This window comes from Streptomyces lasalocidi (assembly GCF_005280215.1).
GTDB lineage: Bacteria > Actinomycetota > Actinomycetes > Streptomycetales > Streptomycetaceae > Streptomyces > Streptomyces longwoodensis.
Map to the genome: position 1 here is coordinate 3,998,854 of NZ_SZNQ01000001.1, position 16,146 is coordinate 4,014,999.

A 16,146-nucleotide genomic window follows, 5' to 3' on the forward strand; every position below is an offset into this window, starting at 1 on the left:
TCCCATGAGCCCAGCCGAGCCCGTGGCCGACCCCGCCGCCGACCCCGTACGGCGGTGGCGGCGACTCGTCGGCACCGACACCGCCGTGCTGCTCGACGGCTTCCACGCCCTCAAGCACGCGGTGCGGTTCGGGGCGGAGGTCCCGGTCGCGGTGACCGCCGACCGGGAGGCTGCGCTGGCCCTCGCCGACGACCTCGCGCCCGACGTGCGCGAGCCGCTGGCCGCGCTGCTGACCGAGGTCCCGAGGGCGACGTACGAGGCGCTGGTGCCGCGCCCGCACCCCACGGCCGTGGCCGCCCTGGCGGTACGGCCGCCCCGGGAGGCCAACCTCGCCGCGCTGACCCGCGAACCGCGCCGGGCGCCCGTCGTGGTCCTGGACAATCCGCGCAACCTCGGCAACGCGGGCGCCGTGATCCGGCTGGCCGCCGGCTTCGGGGCGACCGGCGTGGTCACCACCGGCACGCTCGACCCCTGGCACCCCACGGTGGTGCGCGGTGGGGCGGGGCTGCACTTCGCGACCGCCGTGGAGCGGCTGGACGTCGAGGAGCTGCCGGCGGGCCCGGTGTTCGCGCTCGACCCGGAGGGCGACGACCTTCGGGGGGTACGGCTCCCGGACGACGCCGTCCTCGCCTTCGGCTCCGAGCGCGCCGGCCTGTCCTCCGCCCTGCGCGCCCGGGCCGACCACCTGCTCGCCCTGCCCATGCGCCCCCAGGTCTCCAGCTACAACCTGGCGACCAGCGTGGCCATGACCCTGTACCACTGGAGCACGACGGGCTTCCCGAGCGGGACCTAGCGGGTGTCCACGAGGTCCCGCCCCGCGGCTACGCCTCCCGGCGGACCTCGACCACGCGGAAGCGGTTCGCCACGAACGCGCCGTCGCACAGCGCGGCGTTCGCGGCCGGGTTGCCGCCCGAGCCGTGGAAGTCGGAGAAGGCGGCCGTCTGGTTGACGTACACCCCGCCCGTGAGGTTGAGGGAGAGCTGCGCGGCCTCCTCCAGGCAGACCTCCTGGACGGCCTCCTCGACCTCCGGGTCGGTCGTGTACGCGCCGACCGTCATCGCGCCCTTCTCCCGCACCGTGCGCCGCAGCAGCTCGACGGCGTCCGTGACCGAGTCGACCGCGACGGCGAAGGACACCGGGCCGAAGCACTCGCTCATGTAGGCGGCCTCGGCGTCCGGCTTGGCACCGTCCAGCTTGACCAGGACCGGCGTGCGCACGACCGCGCCAGGGAAGTCCGGGTTGGCCACCTCGCGGGAGGCGAGGGCGACCTCGCCGAGACCCGCCGCGGCGTCCAGCCGGGCCTTGACGTCCGGGTTGACGATCGCGCCGAGCAGGGCGTTGGCCCGCGCGTCGTCCCCGAGCAGGCCGTCGATCGCGCGCGCGAGGTCGGCGACGACCTCGTCGAAGGTCTTGGGGCCCTGGTCGGTGCGGATGCCGTCGCGGGGGATCAGCAGGTTCTGCGGGGTGGTGCACATCTGGCCGCTGTACAGGGACAGCGAGAACGCCAGGTTGGACAGCATCCCCTGGTAGTCGCCGGCGGACTCCACGATCACCGTGTTGACGCCGGCCTTCTCCGTGTAGACCTGCGCCTGGCGGGCGTTGGCCTCCAGCCAGTCGCCGAAGGAGGTCGAGCCGGTGTAGTCGATGATCCGGATCTCGGGCCGGGTGGCGAGGGTCTTGGCGATGCCCTCCCCGGGCCGCTCGGCGGCGAGCGCGACCAGATTGGGGTCGAACCCGGCCTCGGTCAGCACCTGGCGGGCCACCTGCACGGTCAGCGCGAGCGGCAGCACCGCGCGGGGGTGCGGCTTGACCAGGACGGCGTTGCCGGTGGCGAGGGAGGCGAACAGGCCCGGGTAGCCGTTCCACGTCGGGAAGGTGTTGCAGCCGATGACCAGGCCGATGCCGCGGGGGACCGGCGTGAACTGCTTGGTGAGCGCGAGCGGGTCGCGCTTGCCCTGCGGCTTGCTCCACTCGGCGGTGTCGGGTGTGCGGACCTGCTCCACGTACGCGTAGGCCACCGCCTCCAGGCCGCGGTCCTGGGCGTGCGGGCCGCCCGCCTGGAACGCCATCATGAACGCCTGTCCGGAGGTGTGCATGACCGCGTGCGCGAACTCGTGGGTCCGGTCGCTGATCCGCTTGAGGATCTCCAGGCAGACCACCGCGCGGATCTCCGCGCCCGCGTCCCGCCAGGCGCGCTGACCGGCCTTCATCGCGGGCAGCAGCACGTCGAGGTCGGCGTGCGGGTAGGTCACGCCCAGTTCGACGCCGTACGGGGAGACCTCGCCGCCCACCCAGTCGTCGGTGCCGGGCTGGCCGAGGTCCAGACGGGTGCCGAGGAGGGCGTCGAAGGCCGCCTTGCCCGCCGCCATGTCCAGGCTGCCGTTCTCGCCGTAGGCCTTGGGGTGCTCGGGGTGGGGGGACCAGTACGCGCGCGTGCGGATGGCCTCCAGCGCCTGGTCGAGGGTCGGCCGGTGCTGGGCGATGAGGTCGTGGGCGGTCAGTTCGGCGGCCATACGGGACCAACTCCTCGTCTCGGGAACTCCTCGTCGAGTTCATGACCTGGGCGGAAACCTGGGCGGGAACGCACGGTCAGAGTTAGAGTAACCGAACGATCGGTCGGGACAAGGGGGCCTGCCGCATCTGTGGAAAACCCCGTGCGGGAGGATCGCGCACATGACAGCACTCGACCTCAGCAGCCCCGTGGCCGTCGTCGGCACCGGCACCATGGGCCAGGGCATCGCCCAGGTCGCGTTGGTCGCCGGCCACCCCGTACGGCTGTACGACGCCGTCCCGGACCGGGCCCGGGAGGCGGCCGCCGCGATCGGCGCCCGCCTCGACCGGCTGGTCGAGAAGGGCCGGCTCACCGCGGCCGACCGGGACGCGGCCCGCGCCCGGCTGCGGCCCGCGGACGACCTGGCCGAACTCGCGGACTGCGCCCTGGTCGTGGAGGCCGTCCTGGAACGCCTCGACGTCAAGCAGGAGCTGTTCCGCGCCCTGGAGGAGGTCGTCTCCCCGGACTGTCTGCTCGCCACCAACACCTCCTCCCTGTCGGTGACGGCGATCGGCGGCGCCCTGAGCCACCCGGGCCGCTTCGTGGGCCTGCACTTCTTCAACCCGGCCCCGCTGCTGCCGCTGGTGGAGGTCGTCTCCGGGTTCGCCACCGACGTCACCTCGGCCACGCGCGCGTACGAGACCGCCCGCGCCTGGGGGAAGACCCCGGTCGCCTGCGCGGACACCCCCGGCTTCATCGTCAACCGCATCGCCCGGCCCTTCTACGCCGAGGCGTTCGCCGTGTACGAGGCCCAGGCCGCCGATCCGGCCACCATCGACGCGGTGCTGCGCGAGTCCGGCGGCTTCCGGATGGGCGCGTTCGAGCTGACCGACCTGATCGGCCAGGACGTCAACGAGTCGGTGACGCACTCCGTGTGGCAGTCCTTCTTCCAGGACGTGCGCTTCACCCCGTCCCTGGCCCAGCGCCGGCTGGTCGAGTCGGGCCGCCTCGGCCGCAAGACCGGCCGCGGCTGGTACGACCACCGCGAGGGCGCCGAGCGCCCCGAGCCGCACACCGCCGAGAAGCGGCAGCCGCCCGCGTACGTCGTCGCCGAGGGCGACCTGGGCCCGGCCTCCGAGCTGCTCGCGATGATCCGCGAGGCGGGCATCCAGGTCCGCGAGGAGGACGAGGACAACGGCTCCCGGCTGGTGCTGCCCGGCGGCGGCCAGCTCGCCCTCGCGGACGGGCAGACCTCGGTGGAGTTCCGTGACGTCGTCTACTTCGACCTGGCGCTGGACTACCGCAAGGCCACCCGCATCGCCCTGTCCGCCTCCCAGGACACCGGCGCGCGGACGGTGTCCGAGGCGACCGGGCTGTTCCAGGCGCTGGGCAAGGACGTCAGCCTCATCGGCGACGTGCCCGGCATGATCGTCGCCCGCACGGTGGCCCGGATCATCGACCTCGCGCACGACGCCGTCGCCAAGGGTGTGGCCACCGAGGAGGACGTCGACACGGCGATGCGCCTGGGCGTGAACTACCCGCTCGGGCCCTTCGAGTGGAGCCGACGCCTGGGCCGCACCTGGGCCTGTTCGGTCCTGGACGACCTGCACCAGCGGGATCCCTCGGGACGGTACGCGCCGTCGCTCGCCCTGTACCGTCACTCGTTCGCCACCGAGAAGCGGGAGGGCGCCTCGTGACCACCGCCAAGCGCGACACGTACACCCCCGAGACGCTGCTGTCGGTCGCCGTGCAGGTCTTCATCGAGCGGGGCTACGACGGCACGTCCATGGAGCACCTGTCCAAGGCGGCCGGCATCTCCAAGTCGTCGATCTACCACCACGTGGCCGGCAAGGAGGAGCTGTTGCGCCGGGCCGTCAGCCGGGCGCTGGACGGCCTGTTCGGGATCCTGGAGGAGGACCACGCGCGCGAGGGGCGCCCGGCCGACCGCCTGGAGTACGTCGTCCGGCGCATGGTCGAGGTGCTGATCGCCGAGCTGCCGTACGTGACGCTGCTGCTGCGCGTGCGGGGCAACACCGCCACCGAGCGCTGGGCGCTGGAGCGCCGCCGGGACTTCGACCACCGGGTCGCCGAGCTGCTCAAGGCGGCCGCCGCGGACGGGGACGTGCGCGAGGACGTGGAGGTGCGGCTGGCCACCCGGCTGGTCTTCGGGATGATCAACTCGATCGTGGAGTGGTACCGCCCGGACGTCCGCGGCATGGGCGAGCGCGAGGTGGCGGACGCCGTGGCCCGGCTGGTCTTCGGGGGCCTGCGCAAGGTGTCGTGAGGCGCCGGGCGCCGGGTGCCGGGTGCCGGGTGCCGCGTGCTCCCGGGGAACGGGGTCGTGGGCGGGCCTCCGTCGCGGCTCAGCCCTGCGGCTCCACGTCCTCCTCCTCGAACACCAGCAGCGTGCGCGTGCTGAGCACCTCGGGGATCGCCTGGAGCCGGGTGAGCACGAGCTCGCGCAGGGCGCGGTTGTCCGGGGTGTGCACCAGGAGCAGTACGTCGAAGTCGCCGCCGACGAGGGAGATGTGCGCGGCGCCGGGCAGGCGGCGCAGCTGCTCGCGGACCGTGCGCCAGGTGTTCTGGACGATCTTCAGCGTGATGTACGCGGACGTGCCGTGCCCGGCGCGCTCGTGGTCCACGCGCGCGCCGAAGCCCCGGATGACGCCGTCCTCGACGAGCCGGTTGATGCGGGCGTAGGCGTTGGCGCGCGAGACGTGGACGCGCTCGGCCACCGACCGGATCGAGGCGCGGCCGTCCGCCTGGAGCATGCGCAGGATGTCCTGGTCTATCGCGTCGAGGGGCCGGGGGGGCGGCAGGGGGACCCCGGGCTCGGGCCCTTCGGCCATTTGTTCAGACGCCATGTCCCCCCGCCTCCCTGCCCTGGACGTACTGCGTCCATCTGAAGCTGTGCAGAACCGTTTGTCCACAGCCTGGGGCCACCCGTAGCCAAAATGCGCCGACGACCGAACAATCGGTAGGTGAGGCGGGTCACAGCCGACACGCCTCCCGTAGCCGCTCCCACGAGGAGGTGCCGTCATGACGGTCATGGAGCAGCGAGGCGCTTACCGGCCCACGCCGCCGCCCGCCTGGCAGCCCCGTATGGACCCCGCGCCGCTGCTGCCCGACGCGGAGCCCTACCGCGTCCTGGGCACGGAGGCCGCCGCGGAGGCCGACCCCGGGCTGCTGCGCCGGCTCCACGCCCAGCTGGTCCTCGGCCGGCGGTACAACGCGCAGGCGACCGCCCTCACCAAGCAGGGCCGCCTCGCCGTCTACCCCTCCAGCACCGGCCAGGAGGCCTGCGAGGTCGCCGCCGCGCTGGCGCTCCAGGAGCGTGACTGGCTCTTCCCCAGCTACCGCGACACGCTCGCCGCCGTCGCCCGGGGCGTGGACCCCGTCGAGGCGCTGACGCTGCTGCGCGGCGACTGGCACACCGGCTACGACCCCCGCGAGCACCGGGTGGCGCCCCTGTCCACCCCGCTCGCCACCCAGCTCCCGCACGCGGTCGGCCTCGCGCACGCCGCCCGCCTGAAGGGCGACGACGTGGTGGCGCTCGCCATGGTCGGCGACGGCGGCACCAGCGAGGGCGACTTCCACGAGGCGCTGAACTTCGCCGCCGTCTGGCAGGCCCCGGTGGTCTTCCTCGTGCAGAACAACGGCTTCGCCATCTCCGTCCCGCTCGCCAAGCAGACCGCCGCGCCCTCCCTGGCCCACAAGGCCGTCGGGTACGGCATGCCGGGCCGCCTGGTCGACGGCAACGACGCCGTCGCCGTCCTGGAGGTCCTCACCGACGCGGTGCGGCGCGCGCGGGCCGGCGGCGGCCCCACGCTCGTGGAGGCGATCACCTACCGCGTCGAGGCGCACACCAACGCCGACGACGCCACCCGCTACCGCGGCGACGCCGAGGTCGAGGCCTGGCGCGACCACGACCCGATCCTGCTGCTGGAGCGCGAGCTGACCGGCCGCGGACTGCTCGACGAGGACGGCATCGACGCCGTTCGCCAGGACGCCGAGACGTTCGCGGCGGCCCTGCGCGAGCGCATGAACCAGGACCCGTCCCTGGACCCGATGGACCTGTTCGACCACGTCTACGCCGAGCCCACCCCGCAGCTGCGCGAGCAGCGCGCGCTGCTGACCGCCGAACTCGAGGCCGAGCAGGAGGGTTCCCACTGATGGCCACCGTCGCCCTCAAGCCGGCCACCATGGCGCAGGCCCTCACGCGCGCGATGCGCGACGCCATGGCCGAGGACCCCACGGTGCACGTGATGGGCGAGGACGTCGGCACCCTCGGTGGCGTCTTCCGCGTCACCGACGGGCTCGCCAAGGAGTTCGGCGAGGACCGCTGCACGGACACCCCGCTCGCCGAGGCCGGCATCCTCGGCACCGCCGTCGGCATGGCCATGTACGGGCTGCGCCCGGTCGTGGAGATGCAGTTCGACGCGTTCGCCTACCCGGCGTTCGAGCAGCTGGTCAGCCACGTCGCCCGGATGCGCAACCGCACCCGCGGCCGGATGCCCCTGCCGATCACGGTGCGCATCCCCTACGGCGGCGGCATCGGCGGCGTGGAGCACCACAGCGACTCCTCCGAGGCGTACTACATGGCGACCCCGGGCCTGCACGTCGTCACGCCCGCCACCGTCCCCGACGCCTACGGCCTCCTGCGGGCGGCGATCGCCTCCGACGACCCGGTCGTCTTCCTCGAACCCAAGCGGCTGTACTGGTCGAAGGACGCCTGGAACCCGGACGACCCGCAGACCGTCGAGCCGATCGGCCGTGCGGTGGTGCGGCGCTCCGGGCGGAGCGCCACGCTGATCACCTACGGTCCGTCGGTGCCCGTGTGCCTCGAGGCCGCCGAGGCGGCCCGGGCGGAGGGCTGGGACCTCGAGGTCGTCGACCTGCGTTCCCTGGTGCCGTTCGACGACGAGACGGTCTGCGCCTCGGTCCGGCGGACCGGCCGCGCGGTCGTCGTGCACGAGTCGGGCTCCTTCGGCGGCCCGGGCGGGGAGATCGCGGCCCGCGTCACGGAGCGCTGCTTCCACCACCTGGAGGCACCGGTGCTGCGCGTCGCCGGCTTCGACGTCCCGTACCCGCCGCCCATGCTGGAGCGCCACCACCTGCCCGGCGTGGACCGCATCCTGGACGCCGTGGCGCGGCTGCAGTGGGAGGCCGGGAACTGATGGCACAGGTGCTGGAGTTCAAGCTCCCCGACCTCGGTGAGGGGCTCACCGAGGCGGAGATCGTGCGCTGGCTGGTCCAGGTGGGCGACGTCGTCGCCATCGACCAGCCGGTCGTCGAGGTCGAGACGGCCAAGGCGATGGTCGAGGTGCCCTGCCCCTACGGCGGTGTGGTCACCGCCCGCTTCGGCGAGGAAGGCACCGAACTGCCCGTCGGGGCACCGCTGCTGACCGTGGCGGTCGGCGCGTCGCCCTCCGACGGCCCCCAGGAGGGTCCGGCCGACCACTCCGGTGCCGCCCCGGTGCGCGGTGCGGCCGAGGGCTCCGGCAACGTCCTCGTCGGGTACGGCACCGGTGAACCCCCGGCCCGTCGGCGCCGCGTGCGCCCCACGACGCCGCTCGCCCCGGCCGGCGCCCCGGCCCGTCCCGCTCCGCCGGCCGCCGTGCCGGCGCGGGCCGACGGCGTCGGGAACGGCTCGCTGGGCAGCAACGGCATGCAGGGCAGCAACGGCACCACCGTGCACGGCACCGGCACCTCGGCGCACGGCACCGGCACCCTCCGGGCCGAGGGGCCCGTCCCCGTGATCTCGCCCCTGGTCCGGCGCCTGGCCCGGGAGAACGGCCTGGACCTGCGGGAGCTGACCGGCTCGGGGCCCGACGGACTGATCCTGCGCGCCGACGTCGAGGACGCGCTGCGGGCCGCCGCCCCGCAGGACCGCACGACCCGGCAGCCGGCTCCCGCCCCCGCCCGGGCATCCGGGCCGGTGTCCTCCGCGCCCGCCGGAGGCATCCGCATCCCCCTCAAGGGCGTCCGGGGTGCCATCGCCGACAAGCTCTCCCGCAGCCGGCGTGAGATCCCGGAGGCGACCTGCTGGGTCGACGCCGACGCGACCGAGCTGATGCGGGCCCGGTCCGCGATGAACGCGGCGGGCGGCCCGAAGATCTCCCTCCTCGCGCTGCTGGCCCGCATCTGCACGGCCGCCCTCGCCCGCTTCCCGGAGCTCAACTCCTCGGTGGACACGGAGGCCAGGGAGGTCGTCCAGTTCGACCACGTCCACCTGGGCTTCGCGGCGCAGACCGAGCGGGGCCTCGTCGTACCGGTGGTCCGGGACGCCCACGCGCGGGACGCCGAGGGGCTCACCGCCGAGTTCGCCCGGTTGACCGAGGCGGGCCGGGCCGGGACGCTCACCCCGGCCGACCTGACCGGCGGCACCTTCACGCTGAACAACTACGGCGTGTTCGGGGTCGACGGCTCCACGCCGATCATCAACCACCCGGAGGCGGCCATGCTCGGCGTCGGCCGCATCGTGCCCAAGCCGTGGGTGCACGAGGGCGAGCTGGCCGTGCGCCAGGTCGTCCAGCTCTCGCTCACCTTCGACCACCGGGTGTGCGACGGCGGCACGGCGGGCGGTTTCCTGCGCCACGTCGCCGACTGCGTGGAGCAGCCGGCGGTCCTGCTGCGCACGCTGTGACGGCGCGGCCGGCGCGTTCCCCGTGATCGCGTCGGCCCGCATACTCGGGGGGTGACCCCCAACGAGCCCGACGACCCCGCCGCCCGCGACCTCGGCTCCCACGACCACGGCGCCTACGACGCCGTCGTCCTCGCGGGTGGCGGTGCGCGACGGCTCGGCGGGGCCGACAAGCCGGGACTTCGCGTCGGCGGCCGGGCCCTGCTGGACCGGGTGCTGGCCGCCTGCGCCGACGCCCGCACCACGGTCGTCGTGGCCGACCCGCGCCCCACCGTCCGCCCGGTGACGTGGGCCCGCGAGGACCCGCCCGGCGCGGGCCCGGTCGCCGCGCTGGACGCCGGTCTGCGCCGCACCGGCGCCGACCGGGTCGTCGTCCTCTCCGCCGACCTGCCCTTCCTCGGGCCCGGCACCGTACGGCGGCTGCTGTCCGCCCTGCGCTCCGGCGGCGCCGACGGCGCCCTGCTCACCGACGCCGACGGCCGTGAGCAGCCCCTCGTCGCCGCCTACTCCACGGCGGCGCTGCGCCGGGAACTCGCCTCGCTCGGCGGCGCGCACGGCGGCCTCACCGGGCTGCCGCTGCGCCGGCTGACCGCCGCACTCGACCTCACCCGCGTCCCCGACCCCGTCGCGTCGTTCGACTGCGACACCTGGGACGACCTCGCCGCCGCCAGGGCACGCATCAGGGAGCATGGCCACGTGTTGGATGAATGGATTTCCGCAGTCAAGGACGAACTGGGCCTCGACCTGGACGTCGACACCGGCGTCCTGCTCGACCTCGCCCGGGACGCCGCCCATGGGGTGGCCCGTCCCGCCGCCCCCCTGACCACCTTCCTCGTCGGGTACGCCGCGGGGCGCGCCGGGGACGACCCGGAGGCCGTGGCGCACGCCGCCCGCAAGGCCGCCGCGCTCGCCCAGCGCTGGGCCGCCGAGGACTCCGCCGGTCAGCCCGACGTGGCACCCGACGCCACCCCGGACACCCGACCGGACGCCGGATGACCGCCCGGGGCACCCGGGAGGACCGGGACGCCGACGACCTCGACGTCGAGGAGGCGCTCGCCCTCGTGAACGACGGCAACGGCTTCGACCGCGGGCCCGCCCGGGTCCCGGCCGCCGCCCCGGCGGAGGGCCATGAGGGCCGCCGTAGCCGTGCGCACGACACCTCGCACCGGGCCACGCCCTGGCCGGAGGCCCGGGCCGTCGCCGCCCGGGCCGGACGCGCCGCCGGAGCCCGCCGTACCCCCGTGTCGGTGACCCTGGACGCCGCGCTCGGACTCGTCCTCGCCGCTCCCCTGACCGCCCTGACCGACCTGCCCTCCTTCGACACCTCGGCCATGGACGGCTGGGCGGTCGCCGGCCCCGGCCCGTGGGACGTCCGGGACGAGGGCGTGCTGGCCGGGCAGACGGGGCCCGACACCCTCGCCGACGGCGAGGCCGTCCGCATCGCCACCGGTGCCAGGATCCCGGCGGACACCACCGCCGTCCTGCGCAGCGAGCACGGGCGCCTCGACGAGAAGGGGCGGCTGCACGCCTCCCCGGAGCCCTCCCCCGGCCAGGACATCCGCCCGCGCGGCCAGGAGTGCCGCAACGGCGACCAGTTGCTGCCGAACGGGGCGGTCATCACCCCGGCCGTCCTGGGGCTCGCGGCGGCCGCCGGGTACGACACGCTCGCCGCCGTGCCCCGGCCGCGGGTCGAGGTGCTGGTGCTCGGCGACGAACTGCTCATCGAGGGCCGACCGCACGACGGCCTGATCCGGGACGCCCTCGGCCCGATGCTGCCGCCGTGGCTGCGCGCGCTGGGGGCGGAGGTCGTGGCCGTGCGCCGACTGGGCGACGACGCCAAGGCGCTGCAGCGGGCCGTCAGCTCCTCGCTGGCCGACCTGATCGTCACCACCGGGGGCACCGCCGGGGGGCCGGTGGACCACGTCCACCCCGTCCTGCGCCGCCTGGAGGCGGAGCTGCTCGTCGACGGGGTGACGGTGCGCCCCGGACACCCCATGCTGCTGGCCCGTCTCGCGGACGGCCGGCACCTGGTCGGCCTGCCCGGCAACCCGCTCGCGGCCGTCTCCGGCCTGCTCACGCTCGCCGAACCACTGCTGGGCGCGCTGGCCACCCGCGCGGCCCCCGAGCCGTACACGTTGCCGCTGCGGGACGCGGTGCACGGCCATCCGTACGACACCCGGCTGATCCCGGTCGTGCTGCGCGGCGACGCCGCGGTGCCGCTGCACTACAACGGTCCGGCGATGCTGCGCGGCATCGCGGCCGCCGACGCCCTGGCCGTCGTGCCCCCGGGTGGAGCGCGGGCCGGTCAGGAGGCGGAGCTGCTCGACCTGCCCTGGGCGGCGGCCGGAATCGGGGCATGTTTCACGTGAAACACCGTGCCTCGCATGCCGGGTCAATCGGGTGTTTCACGTGAAACAGCATGGACCAATCGGGCTGTTTCACGTGAAACGCGCTTAGACCGCCTCGGTCTGCACCGGTCGGCTGACCGTGATCACCCGGTCCCCGGCGCGGAGCACGTCCAGTCGGGGGTCGGCGTAATTGAGCAGGTCCTTGCCCCGTATCACCGCGACCACCAGGTCGGCGCAGGCCCGAGGGCTCCGGCCGGCCTCCTCGGCCGTGACGGGACGCTCGATGAGGTCCAGGCCGCTGCCGAGGGTCATCAGGTCCTCCAGCGTGCCGGCCACCACCGGGCTGACCATGGCGACCCCGAGCAGTCGGCCCGCGGAGCTGGAGCTGGTGATGACGGTGTCGGCGCCGGACTGCTTGAGCAGGGGCACGTTCTCGTCCTCGCGGGCGGCGACGACGATCGTGGCCCGCCGGTTGAGCTGGCGGGCGGTCAGACTGACCAGGGCGGCGGTGTCGTCGCGCTGAGGGGCGACGATCACCCGGGCCGCGGTGCGCACCTCGGCGCGCATCAGGGTCTCGGAACGGGTGGCATCGCCGGTGACGGCGACGAGGCCGTTGTCGCCGGCCATGTCGGACACCTTGCGCTGGGCGTCCACCACGACGATGCGTTCCTTGGAGACGCCCTGCCCCACCAGGGTCTCCACCGCGTGCCGGCCCTTGGTGCCGTAGCCGACCACGATCACGTGGTTGCGGATGCGGGAGCGCCAGCGGTGGATGCGGACCTGCTGGCGGGTGCGCTCGGTCAGCACCTCCAGGGTGGTGCCGACCAGGATGATCAGGAACAGCACGCGCAGCGGTGTGATCACCAGGATGTTGACCAGCCGCGCCGAGTCGCTGACCGGGGTGATGTCGCCGTAGCCGGTCGTGGAGAGGGTGACGGTGGCGTAGTAGGCCGAGTCGAGGAAGTCCACGCCGTCGTCGGCGTTGTCGTGGTAGCCGCCGCTGTCGAGGTAGACGATCAGGGTGGTGACCGCCAGCACGACCAGGGCCAGGGTGAGGCGCTGGAGCACCTGCTGGAGGGGCGGTCGGGCGGTGTGCACCGGCATGGTGAGCGAGCGGCTCGCCTCGGCGTCGTCCCGGGCGTCGCTGCGTGAGCGGTACCAGAGGGATTTCAGCAGGGAGAGCCTCCCCGGATCGCCGGGCCCGCTCCCGTGGTCCTTCATCGTGCTCCCCCTGTCATCGCGTGCCCCCTGTGGTGCGAACCGATCGATGGGCACCATGGTCGCGGGCCGCGTCGCCGACGTCAGCCCGCCACACGAGCCCACACCCGGGTTTCGCTGATCGTTCCGGAGGATTCCCTTGCGCGACCACACCGTCGTCGTCGGTTTCGGCACGAAAGGGCGGTCCGCGATCCGGGCCGCCTGCGCCAACGGGCTGCGCAAGGACCAGGTCGTGGTGGTCGACCCCAGCGCCAAGGTGGTCGAGGCCGCCGCGGCCGAGGGGTACGAGGGCGTCGTCGGTGACGCCACCCGCAGCGACGTGCTGCGCCGGGCGGAGGTGCAGCGGGCCGGGCGCATCATCATCGCCACCCAGCGCGACGACACCGCGGTCCTCGTGACGCTCACCGCCCGCCAGCTCAACCGCGGGGCGAAGATCGTCGCCGCGGTGCGGGAGGAGGAGAACGCGCCCCTGCTGCGCCAGTCCGGCGCCGACGACGTCATCACCAGTGCGGGGGCGGCCGGACGGCTGCTGGGCCTGTCGGTGCTGAGCCCGGCGGCCGGGCGGGTGCTGGAGGACCTGCTGCACCAGGGCACCGGTCTGGACATCGTCGAGCGCCCGGTGACCAAGGCGGAGACGGGCCGCACCCCGCGCGACACGGACGACCTGGTGGTGAGCGTCGTCCGGGGGCACCGGGTGCTGGCGTACGACGACCCGGACATCGGCGTGCTGGAGCCGACGGACCGGGTCGTCACCATCGTGCGGGTGGAGCCGCGGCACGGCTGACCCGGGGCCGGGCGGGCACCGGCCGCGGACGTACGGCCGGTGCGGCGACGTGCTGACGGACCCGCCCCCGCCCCGCCGGGCGGCACGTACGGCCGGTGCGGCGACGTGTGCACGGACCCGCCCCCGCCCCGCCGTCGTACCGCCGGGGACCGGGGGTAGCGTCCTTTTCATGCATGCGATCACGATTCCCGAACCTGGTGGGCCGCAGGCGCTGGTGTGGGCCGAGGTCCCCGATCCCGTGCCCGGCGAGGGCGAGGTCCTGGTCGAGGTGGTGGCCAGCGCCGTCAACCGCGCCGACATCCTGCAGCGGCAGGGCTTCTACGACCCCCCGCCGGGCGCGTCCCCCTACCCCGGCCTGGAGTGCGCCGGCCGGGTGGCCGCGCTCGGACCCGGGGTGTCCGGCTGGAGCGTGGGCGACGAGGTGTGCGCGCTGCTCGCGGGCGGCGGCTACGCCGAGAAGGTCGCCGTGCCGGCGGGCCAGCTGCTGCCCGTGCCGAAGGGCGTCGACCTCACCCGTGCCGCGGCCCTGCCGGAGGTCGTCTGCACGGTCTGGTCCAACGTGTTCATGGTCGCCCACCTGCGCCCGGGCGAGACGCTGCTCGTGCACGGCGGTTCCAGCGGCATCGGCACCATGGCGATCCAGCTCGCCAAGGCCGTCGGCGCGAAGGTCGCGGTCACCGCGGGGACGCGGGCCAAGCTCGAGCGGTGCGCCGAGCTCGGTGCGGACATCCTGGTCAACTACCGCGAGCAGGACTTCGTCGAGGAGGTGAAGAGCGCCACCGACGGGGCGGGCGCGGACGTCATCCTCGACAACATGGGCGCCAAGTACCTGGACCGCAATGTGCAGGCGCTCGCCGTCAACGGACGGCTGGCGATCATCGGCATGCAGGGCGGGGCCAAGGCCGAGCTGAACATCGGGGCCCTGCTCACCAAGCGCGCGGCCGTCAGCGCGACCTCGCTGCGGGCCCGCCCGCTGGAGGAGAAGGCGACGATCGTGGCGGCCGTCCGTGAGCACGTCTGGCCCCTGGTGGACGGCGGGCACGTCCGCCCGGTCGTGGACCGCGAGGTGCCGATGCGGGACGCGGCCGAGGCGCACCGGATCGTCGAGGAGAGCGGCCACATCGGCAAGGTGCTGCTGGTGACGTCGCCGGCCTGACGGTCACGGCCCGGCGGGGCTCACGGCTCCCACGGGCGCCGCAGGCGCAGGGCCAGGAACGCGATGCCCAGGCCCAGGCCGATGAGGATCAGCCCGCTGCCGAGCGGGACGATGCGCAGCACCCGCTCGGCGGGCTGCTCGGCCGCGGCCCCGGACGCGGTGGAGGGCGTCACCGCGGGCGACGGGTCGGAGACCTGGCCGGTGCCGTCGCCCGCCAGGTCCTCGCCCGCGTCCTGGTCCGCGTCCAGGTCGGCCACCTGGTCCGGGTCGTCGGCCGTCCCGGCGTCGATGTCCCCGGCCGGGTCGCCGGAAGGGTGGGTGTCCTCGTTGCGCCCCGGCCGCAGGCGTCCTTCCCCCGCCCGGCTCCCGGCCCGCTCGGGCTCCCGGGGCGACGCGGACGCGGACGCGGACCCGGCACGGCGCCCGCCGTCCGCTCCCGTCGCGGAGGCCGAGGGGGACCCCTGCGGGGACGCGTGTCCGGAGCCGGGCCCCGACCCGGGGTGGTCGCCGTGGGCCTGGCCGGTCCCCCGGCCGTCCGGCACGTCCTGGTCGTGACGGCCGCCCGCTGCCTGGTGATCGCCGCCCTGGTGGGAGCCGGACCCCGGATCGCCGTCGCCCCCGGAGCCGTGCTCGACCGCCGCACCGGTGGCCGTACCCGTCCCGGCGTCCGCCCCGGCCGGGGGAGTCGCCGAGGCGGCCGACACCGCCGTACCGCCCTCGTGCGGCGTGTCGAACGCGCCGACCGTTCCGCACGCGAGCAGCACCGCCCCCGTCACACACCCCGCACGCCACCATGCCGTCACGGGGACAAGCGTCACATGCTGGGATGAACACGGCATTTCCGGTGCACCCGTCCGTCCCCTCCGGACGCGGCGGCGACAGTGGATCTCCTGTCACGGGGGGCGGCACCGTGATCGGGTGGGGGCGTGGGGGACAATGGCGGCATGGAGATGCCGAGGAACGAAGGGTCGCCGGAGAACGCCCAGAGGATCCTGGTCGTGGGCCAGGACGGCATGGCGCTCGGCGGCATGGACGCAGACGAGGACTCCCGCGAGACCCCGGTGACGGAGCAGGTGGAGCAGCCGGCCAAGGTCATGCGGATCGGCAGCATGATCAAGCAGCTGCTGGAGGAGGTGCGCGCCGCTCCCCTCGACGAGGCGAGCCGCGCCCGCCTCAAGGAGATCCACGCCAGCTCCGTGAAGGAGCTGGAGGACGGCCTCGCACCGGAACTCGTCGAGGAGCTGGAGCGGCTGTCCCTGCCGTTCAACGAGGAGGCGACGCCCTCGGACGCGGAACTGCGGATCGCGCAGGCCCAGTTGGTGGGCTGGCTGGAGGGCCTGTTCCACGGCATCCAGACCACGCTGTTCGCCCAGCAGATGGCCGCGCGGGCCCAGTTGGAGCAGATGCGCCGGGCGCTGCCGCCGGGAGCCGTGCCGGAGGGCGCGGACGACCCCCGTGCGGGCGGCCGTTCGGGCGGCCCCTACCTGTAGCCCGACGCCCGACACC

14 protein-coding genes and 1 pseudogene are annotated in these 16,146 nt (G+C 74.6%); 11 read left to right on the plus strand and 4 right to left on the minus strand.

Annotated features, from left to right (window positions below):
• Positions 1-4 precede the first annotated feature (4 nt).
• Positions 5-793, plus strand: coding sequence for a TrmH family RNA methyltransferase (locus tag E4U91_RS17925; protein ID WP_137310880.1), 789 nt, complete (start codon positions 5-7; stop codon positions 791-793).
• Between the two features lie 28 nt (positions 794-821).
• Here E4U91_RS17925 and paaN read toward each other — a convergent pair whose 3' ends face one another.
• On the minus strand, positions 822-2,513 hold the full coding sequence (gene paaN, locus E4U91_RS17930) for a phenylacetic acid degradation protein PaaN (protein WP_137307792.1): 1,692 nt from the start codon (positions 2,511-2,513) through the stop codon (positions 822-824).
• Positions 2,514-2,673: 160 nt separating this feature from the next.
• Between paaN and E4U91_RS17935 the strand changes: the two genes are divergently transcribed.
• Together E4U91_RS17935 and E4U91_RS17940 are read left to right on the plus strand one after the other, a co-directional pair.
• Positions 2,674-4,188, plus strand: coding sequence for a 3-hydroxyacyl-CoA dehydrogenase (locus E4U91_RS17935; RefSeq protein ID WP_137307793.1), 1,515 nt, complete (start codon positions 2,674-2,676; stop codon positions 4,186-4,188).
• Complete coding sequence (locus E4U91_RS17940; RefSeq protein WP_137307794.1) at positions 4,185-4,775, plus strand: TetR/AcrR family transcriptional regulator; 591 nt, start codon at positions 4,185-4,187, stop codon at positions 4,773-4,775. The genes E4U91_RS17935 and E4U91_RS17940 overlap by 4 nt, the downstream gene beginning before the upstream one ends.
• Before the next feature lie 79 nt (positions 4,776-4,854).
• Here E4U91_RS17940 and E4U91_RS17945 read toward each other — a convergent pair whose 3' ends face one another.
• Complete coding sequence (locus tag E4U91_RS17945) at positions 4,855-5,355, minus strand: Lrp/AsnC family transcriptional regulator (protein ID WP_371555979.1); 501 nt, start codon at positions 5,353-5,355, stop codon at positions 4,855-4,857.
• A gap of 175 nt (positions 5,356-5,530) precedes the next feature.
• On the opposite strand from E4U91_RS17945, the gene pdhA reads away from it, so the two are divergent.
• The 5 genes from pdhA to E4U91_RS17970 are packed head-to-tail and all read left to right on the plus strand — an operon-like array spanning position 5,531 to position 11,503.
• Positions 5,531-6,664, plus strand: a complete 1,134-nt coding sequence (gene pdhA / locus E4U91_RS17950) for a pyruvate dehydrogenase (acetyl-transferring) E1 component subunit alpha (protein ID WP_137307795.1) — start codon at positions 5,531-5,533, stop codon at positions 6,662-6,664.
• Positions 6,664-7,668 (plus strand): alpha-ketoacid dehydrogenase subunit beta, encoded by a 1,005-nt coding sequence (locus E4U91_RS17955; RefSeq protein WP_137307796.1) that lies wholly within the window; start codon positions 6,664-6,666, stop codon positions 7,666-7,668. The genes pdhA and E4U91_RS17955 overlap by 1 nt, the downstream gene beginning before the upstream one ends.
• The gene (locus E4U91_RS17960) at positions 7,668-9,137 is read left to right on the plus strand and encodes a dihydrolipoamide acetyltransferase family protein (RefSeq protein ID WP_137307797.1); all 1,470 of its coding nucleotides are present in this window, start codon (positions 7,668-7,670) and stop codon (positions 9,135-9,137) included. The genes E4U91_RS17955 and E4U91_RS17960 overlap by 1 nt, the downstream gene beginning before the upstream one ends.
• A 51-nt stretch (positions 9,138-9,188) precedes the next feature.
• On the plus strand, positions 9,189-10,130 hold the full coding sequence (locus E4U91_RS17965) for an NTP transferase domain-containing protein (RefSeq protein WP_137307798.1): 942 nt from the start codon (positions 9,189-9,191) through the stop codon (positions 10,128-10,130).
• Positions 10,127-11,503: a molybdopterin molybdotransferase MoeA gene (locus E4U91_RS17970; RefSeq protein ID WP_137307799.1), complete on the plus strand. Its 1,377-nt coding sequence runs from the start codon at positions 10,127-10,129 to the stop codon at positions 11,501-11,503. The genes E4U91_RS17965 and E4U91_RS17970 overlap by 4 nt, the downstream gene beginning before the upstream one ends.
• Positions 11,504-11,587: 84 nt before the next feature.
• Here the strand turns inward: E4U91_RS17970 and E4U91_RS17975 are convergent, their stop codons facing one another.
• Entirely contained in the window at positions 11,588-12,703 is a 1,116-nt protein-coding gene (locus E4U91_RS17975) for a potassium channel family protein (protein ID WP_168218131.1), read from the minus strand.
• A 127-nt stretch (positions 12,704-12,830) separates the two neighbouring features.
• On the opposite strand from E4U91_RS17975, the pseudogene E4U91_RS17980 reads away from it, so the two are divergent.
• Positions 12,831-13,484: pseudogene (locus tag E4U91_RS17980) on the plus strand (potassium channel family protein); the annotation flags it as partial.
• Positions 13,485-13,653: 169 nt separating this feature from the next.
• Complete coding sequence (locus tag E4U91_RS17985) at positions 13,654-14,640, plus strand: NAD(P)H-quinone oxidoreductase (RefSeq protein WP_137307801.1); 987 nt, start codon at positions 13,654-13,656, stop codon at positions 14,638-14,640.
• A gap of 20 nt (positions 14,641-14,660) precedes the next feature.
• Here E4U91_RS17985 and E4U91_RS17990 read toward each other — a convergent pair whose 3' ends face one another.
• Positions 14,661-15,443, minus strand: a complete 783-nt coding sequence (locus E4U91_RS17990) for a hypothetical protein (RefSeq protein WP_137307802.1) — start codon at positions 15,441-15,443, stop codon at positions 14,661-14,663.
• A 141-nt stretch (positions 15,444-15,584) separates the two neighbouring features.
• On the opposite strand from E4U91_RS17990, the gene E4U91_RS17995 reads away from it, so the two are divergent.
• Positions 15,585-16,130 carry a bacterial proteasome activator family protein gene (locus E4U91_RS17995; protein WP_137307803.1) on the plus strand — a complete coding sequence of 182 codons (546 nt, stop codon included), beginning with the start codon at positions 15,585-15,587 and terminating at the stop codon, positions 16,128-16,130.
• Positions 16,131-16,146: the final 16 nt, after the last annotated feature.

Coding starts and splice junctions, on each gene's coding strand:
- E4U91_RS17975 (WP_168218131.1), bottom strand. CDS start 12,703: ATGAAGGACCACGGGAGCGGGCCCGGCGATCCGGGGAGGCTCTCCCTG.
- pdhA (WP_137307795.1), top strand. CDS start 5,531: ATGACGGTCATGGAGCAGCGAGGCGCTTACCGGCCCACGCCGCCGCCC.
- E4U91_RS17995 (WP_137307803.1), top strand. CDS start 15,585: ATGGAGATGCCGAGGAACGAAGGGTCGCCGGAGAACGCCCAGAGGATC.
- paaN (WP_137307792.1), bottom strand. CDS start 2,513: ATGGCCGCCGAACTGACCGCCCACGACCTCATCGCCCAGCACCGGCCG.
- E4U91_RS17970 (WP_137307799.1), top strand. CDS start 10,127: ATGACCGCCCGGGGCACCCGGGAGGACCGGGACGCCGACGACCTCGAC.
- E4U91_RS17935 (WP_137307793.1), top strand. CDS start 2,674: ATGACAGCACTCGACCTCAGCAGCCCCGTGGCCGTCGTCGGCACCGGC.
- E4U91_RS17985 (WP_137307801.1), top strand. CDS start 13,654: ATGCATGCGATCACGATTCCCGAACCTGGTGGGCCGCAGGCGCTGGTG.
- E4U91_RS17945 (WP_371555979.1), bottom strand. CDS start 5,355: ATGGCGTCTGAACAAATGGCCGAAGGGCCCGAGCCCGGGGTCCCCCTG.
- E4U91_RS17955 (WP_137307796.1), top strand. CDS start 6,664: ATGGCCACCGTCGCCCTCAAGCCGGCCACCATGGCGCAGGCCCTCACG.
- E4U91_RS17925 (WP_137310880.1), top strand. CDS start 5: ATGAGCCCAGCCGAGCCCGTGGCCGACCCCGCCGCCGACCCCGTACGG.
- E4U91_RS17960 (WP_137307797.1), top strand. CDS start 7,668: ATGGCACAGGTGCTGGAGTTCAAGCTCCCCGACCTCGGTGAGGGGCTC.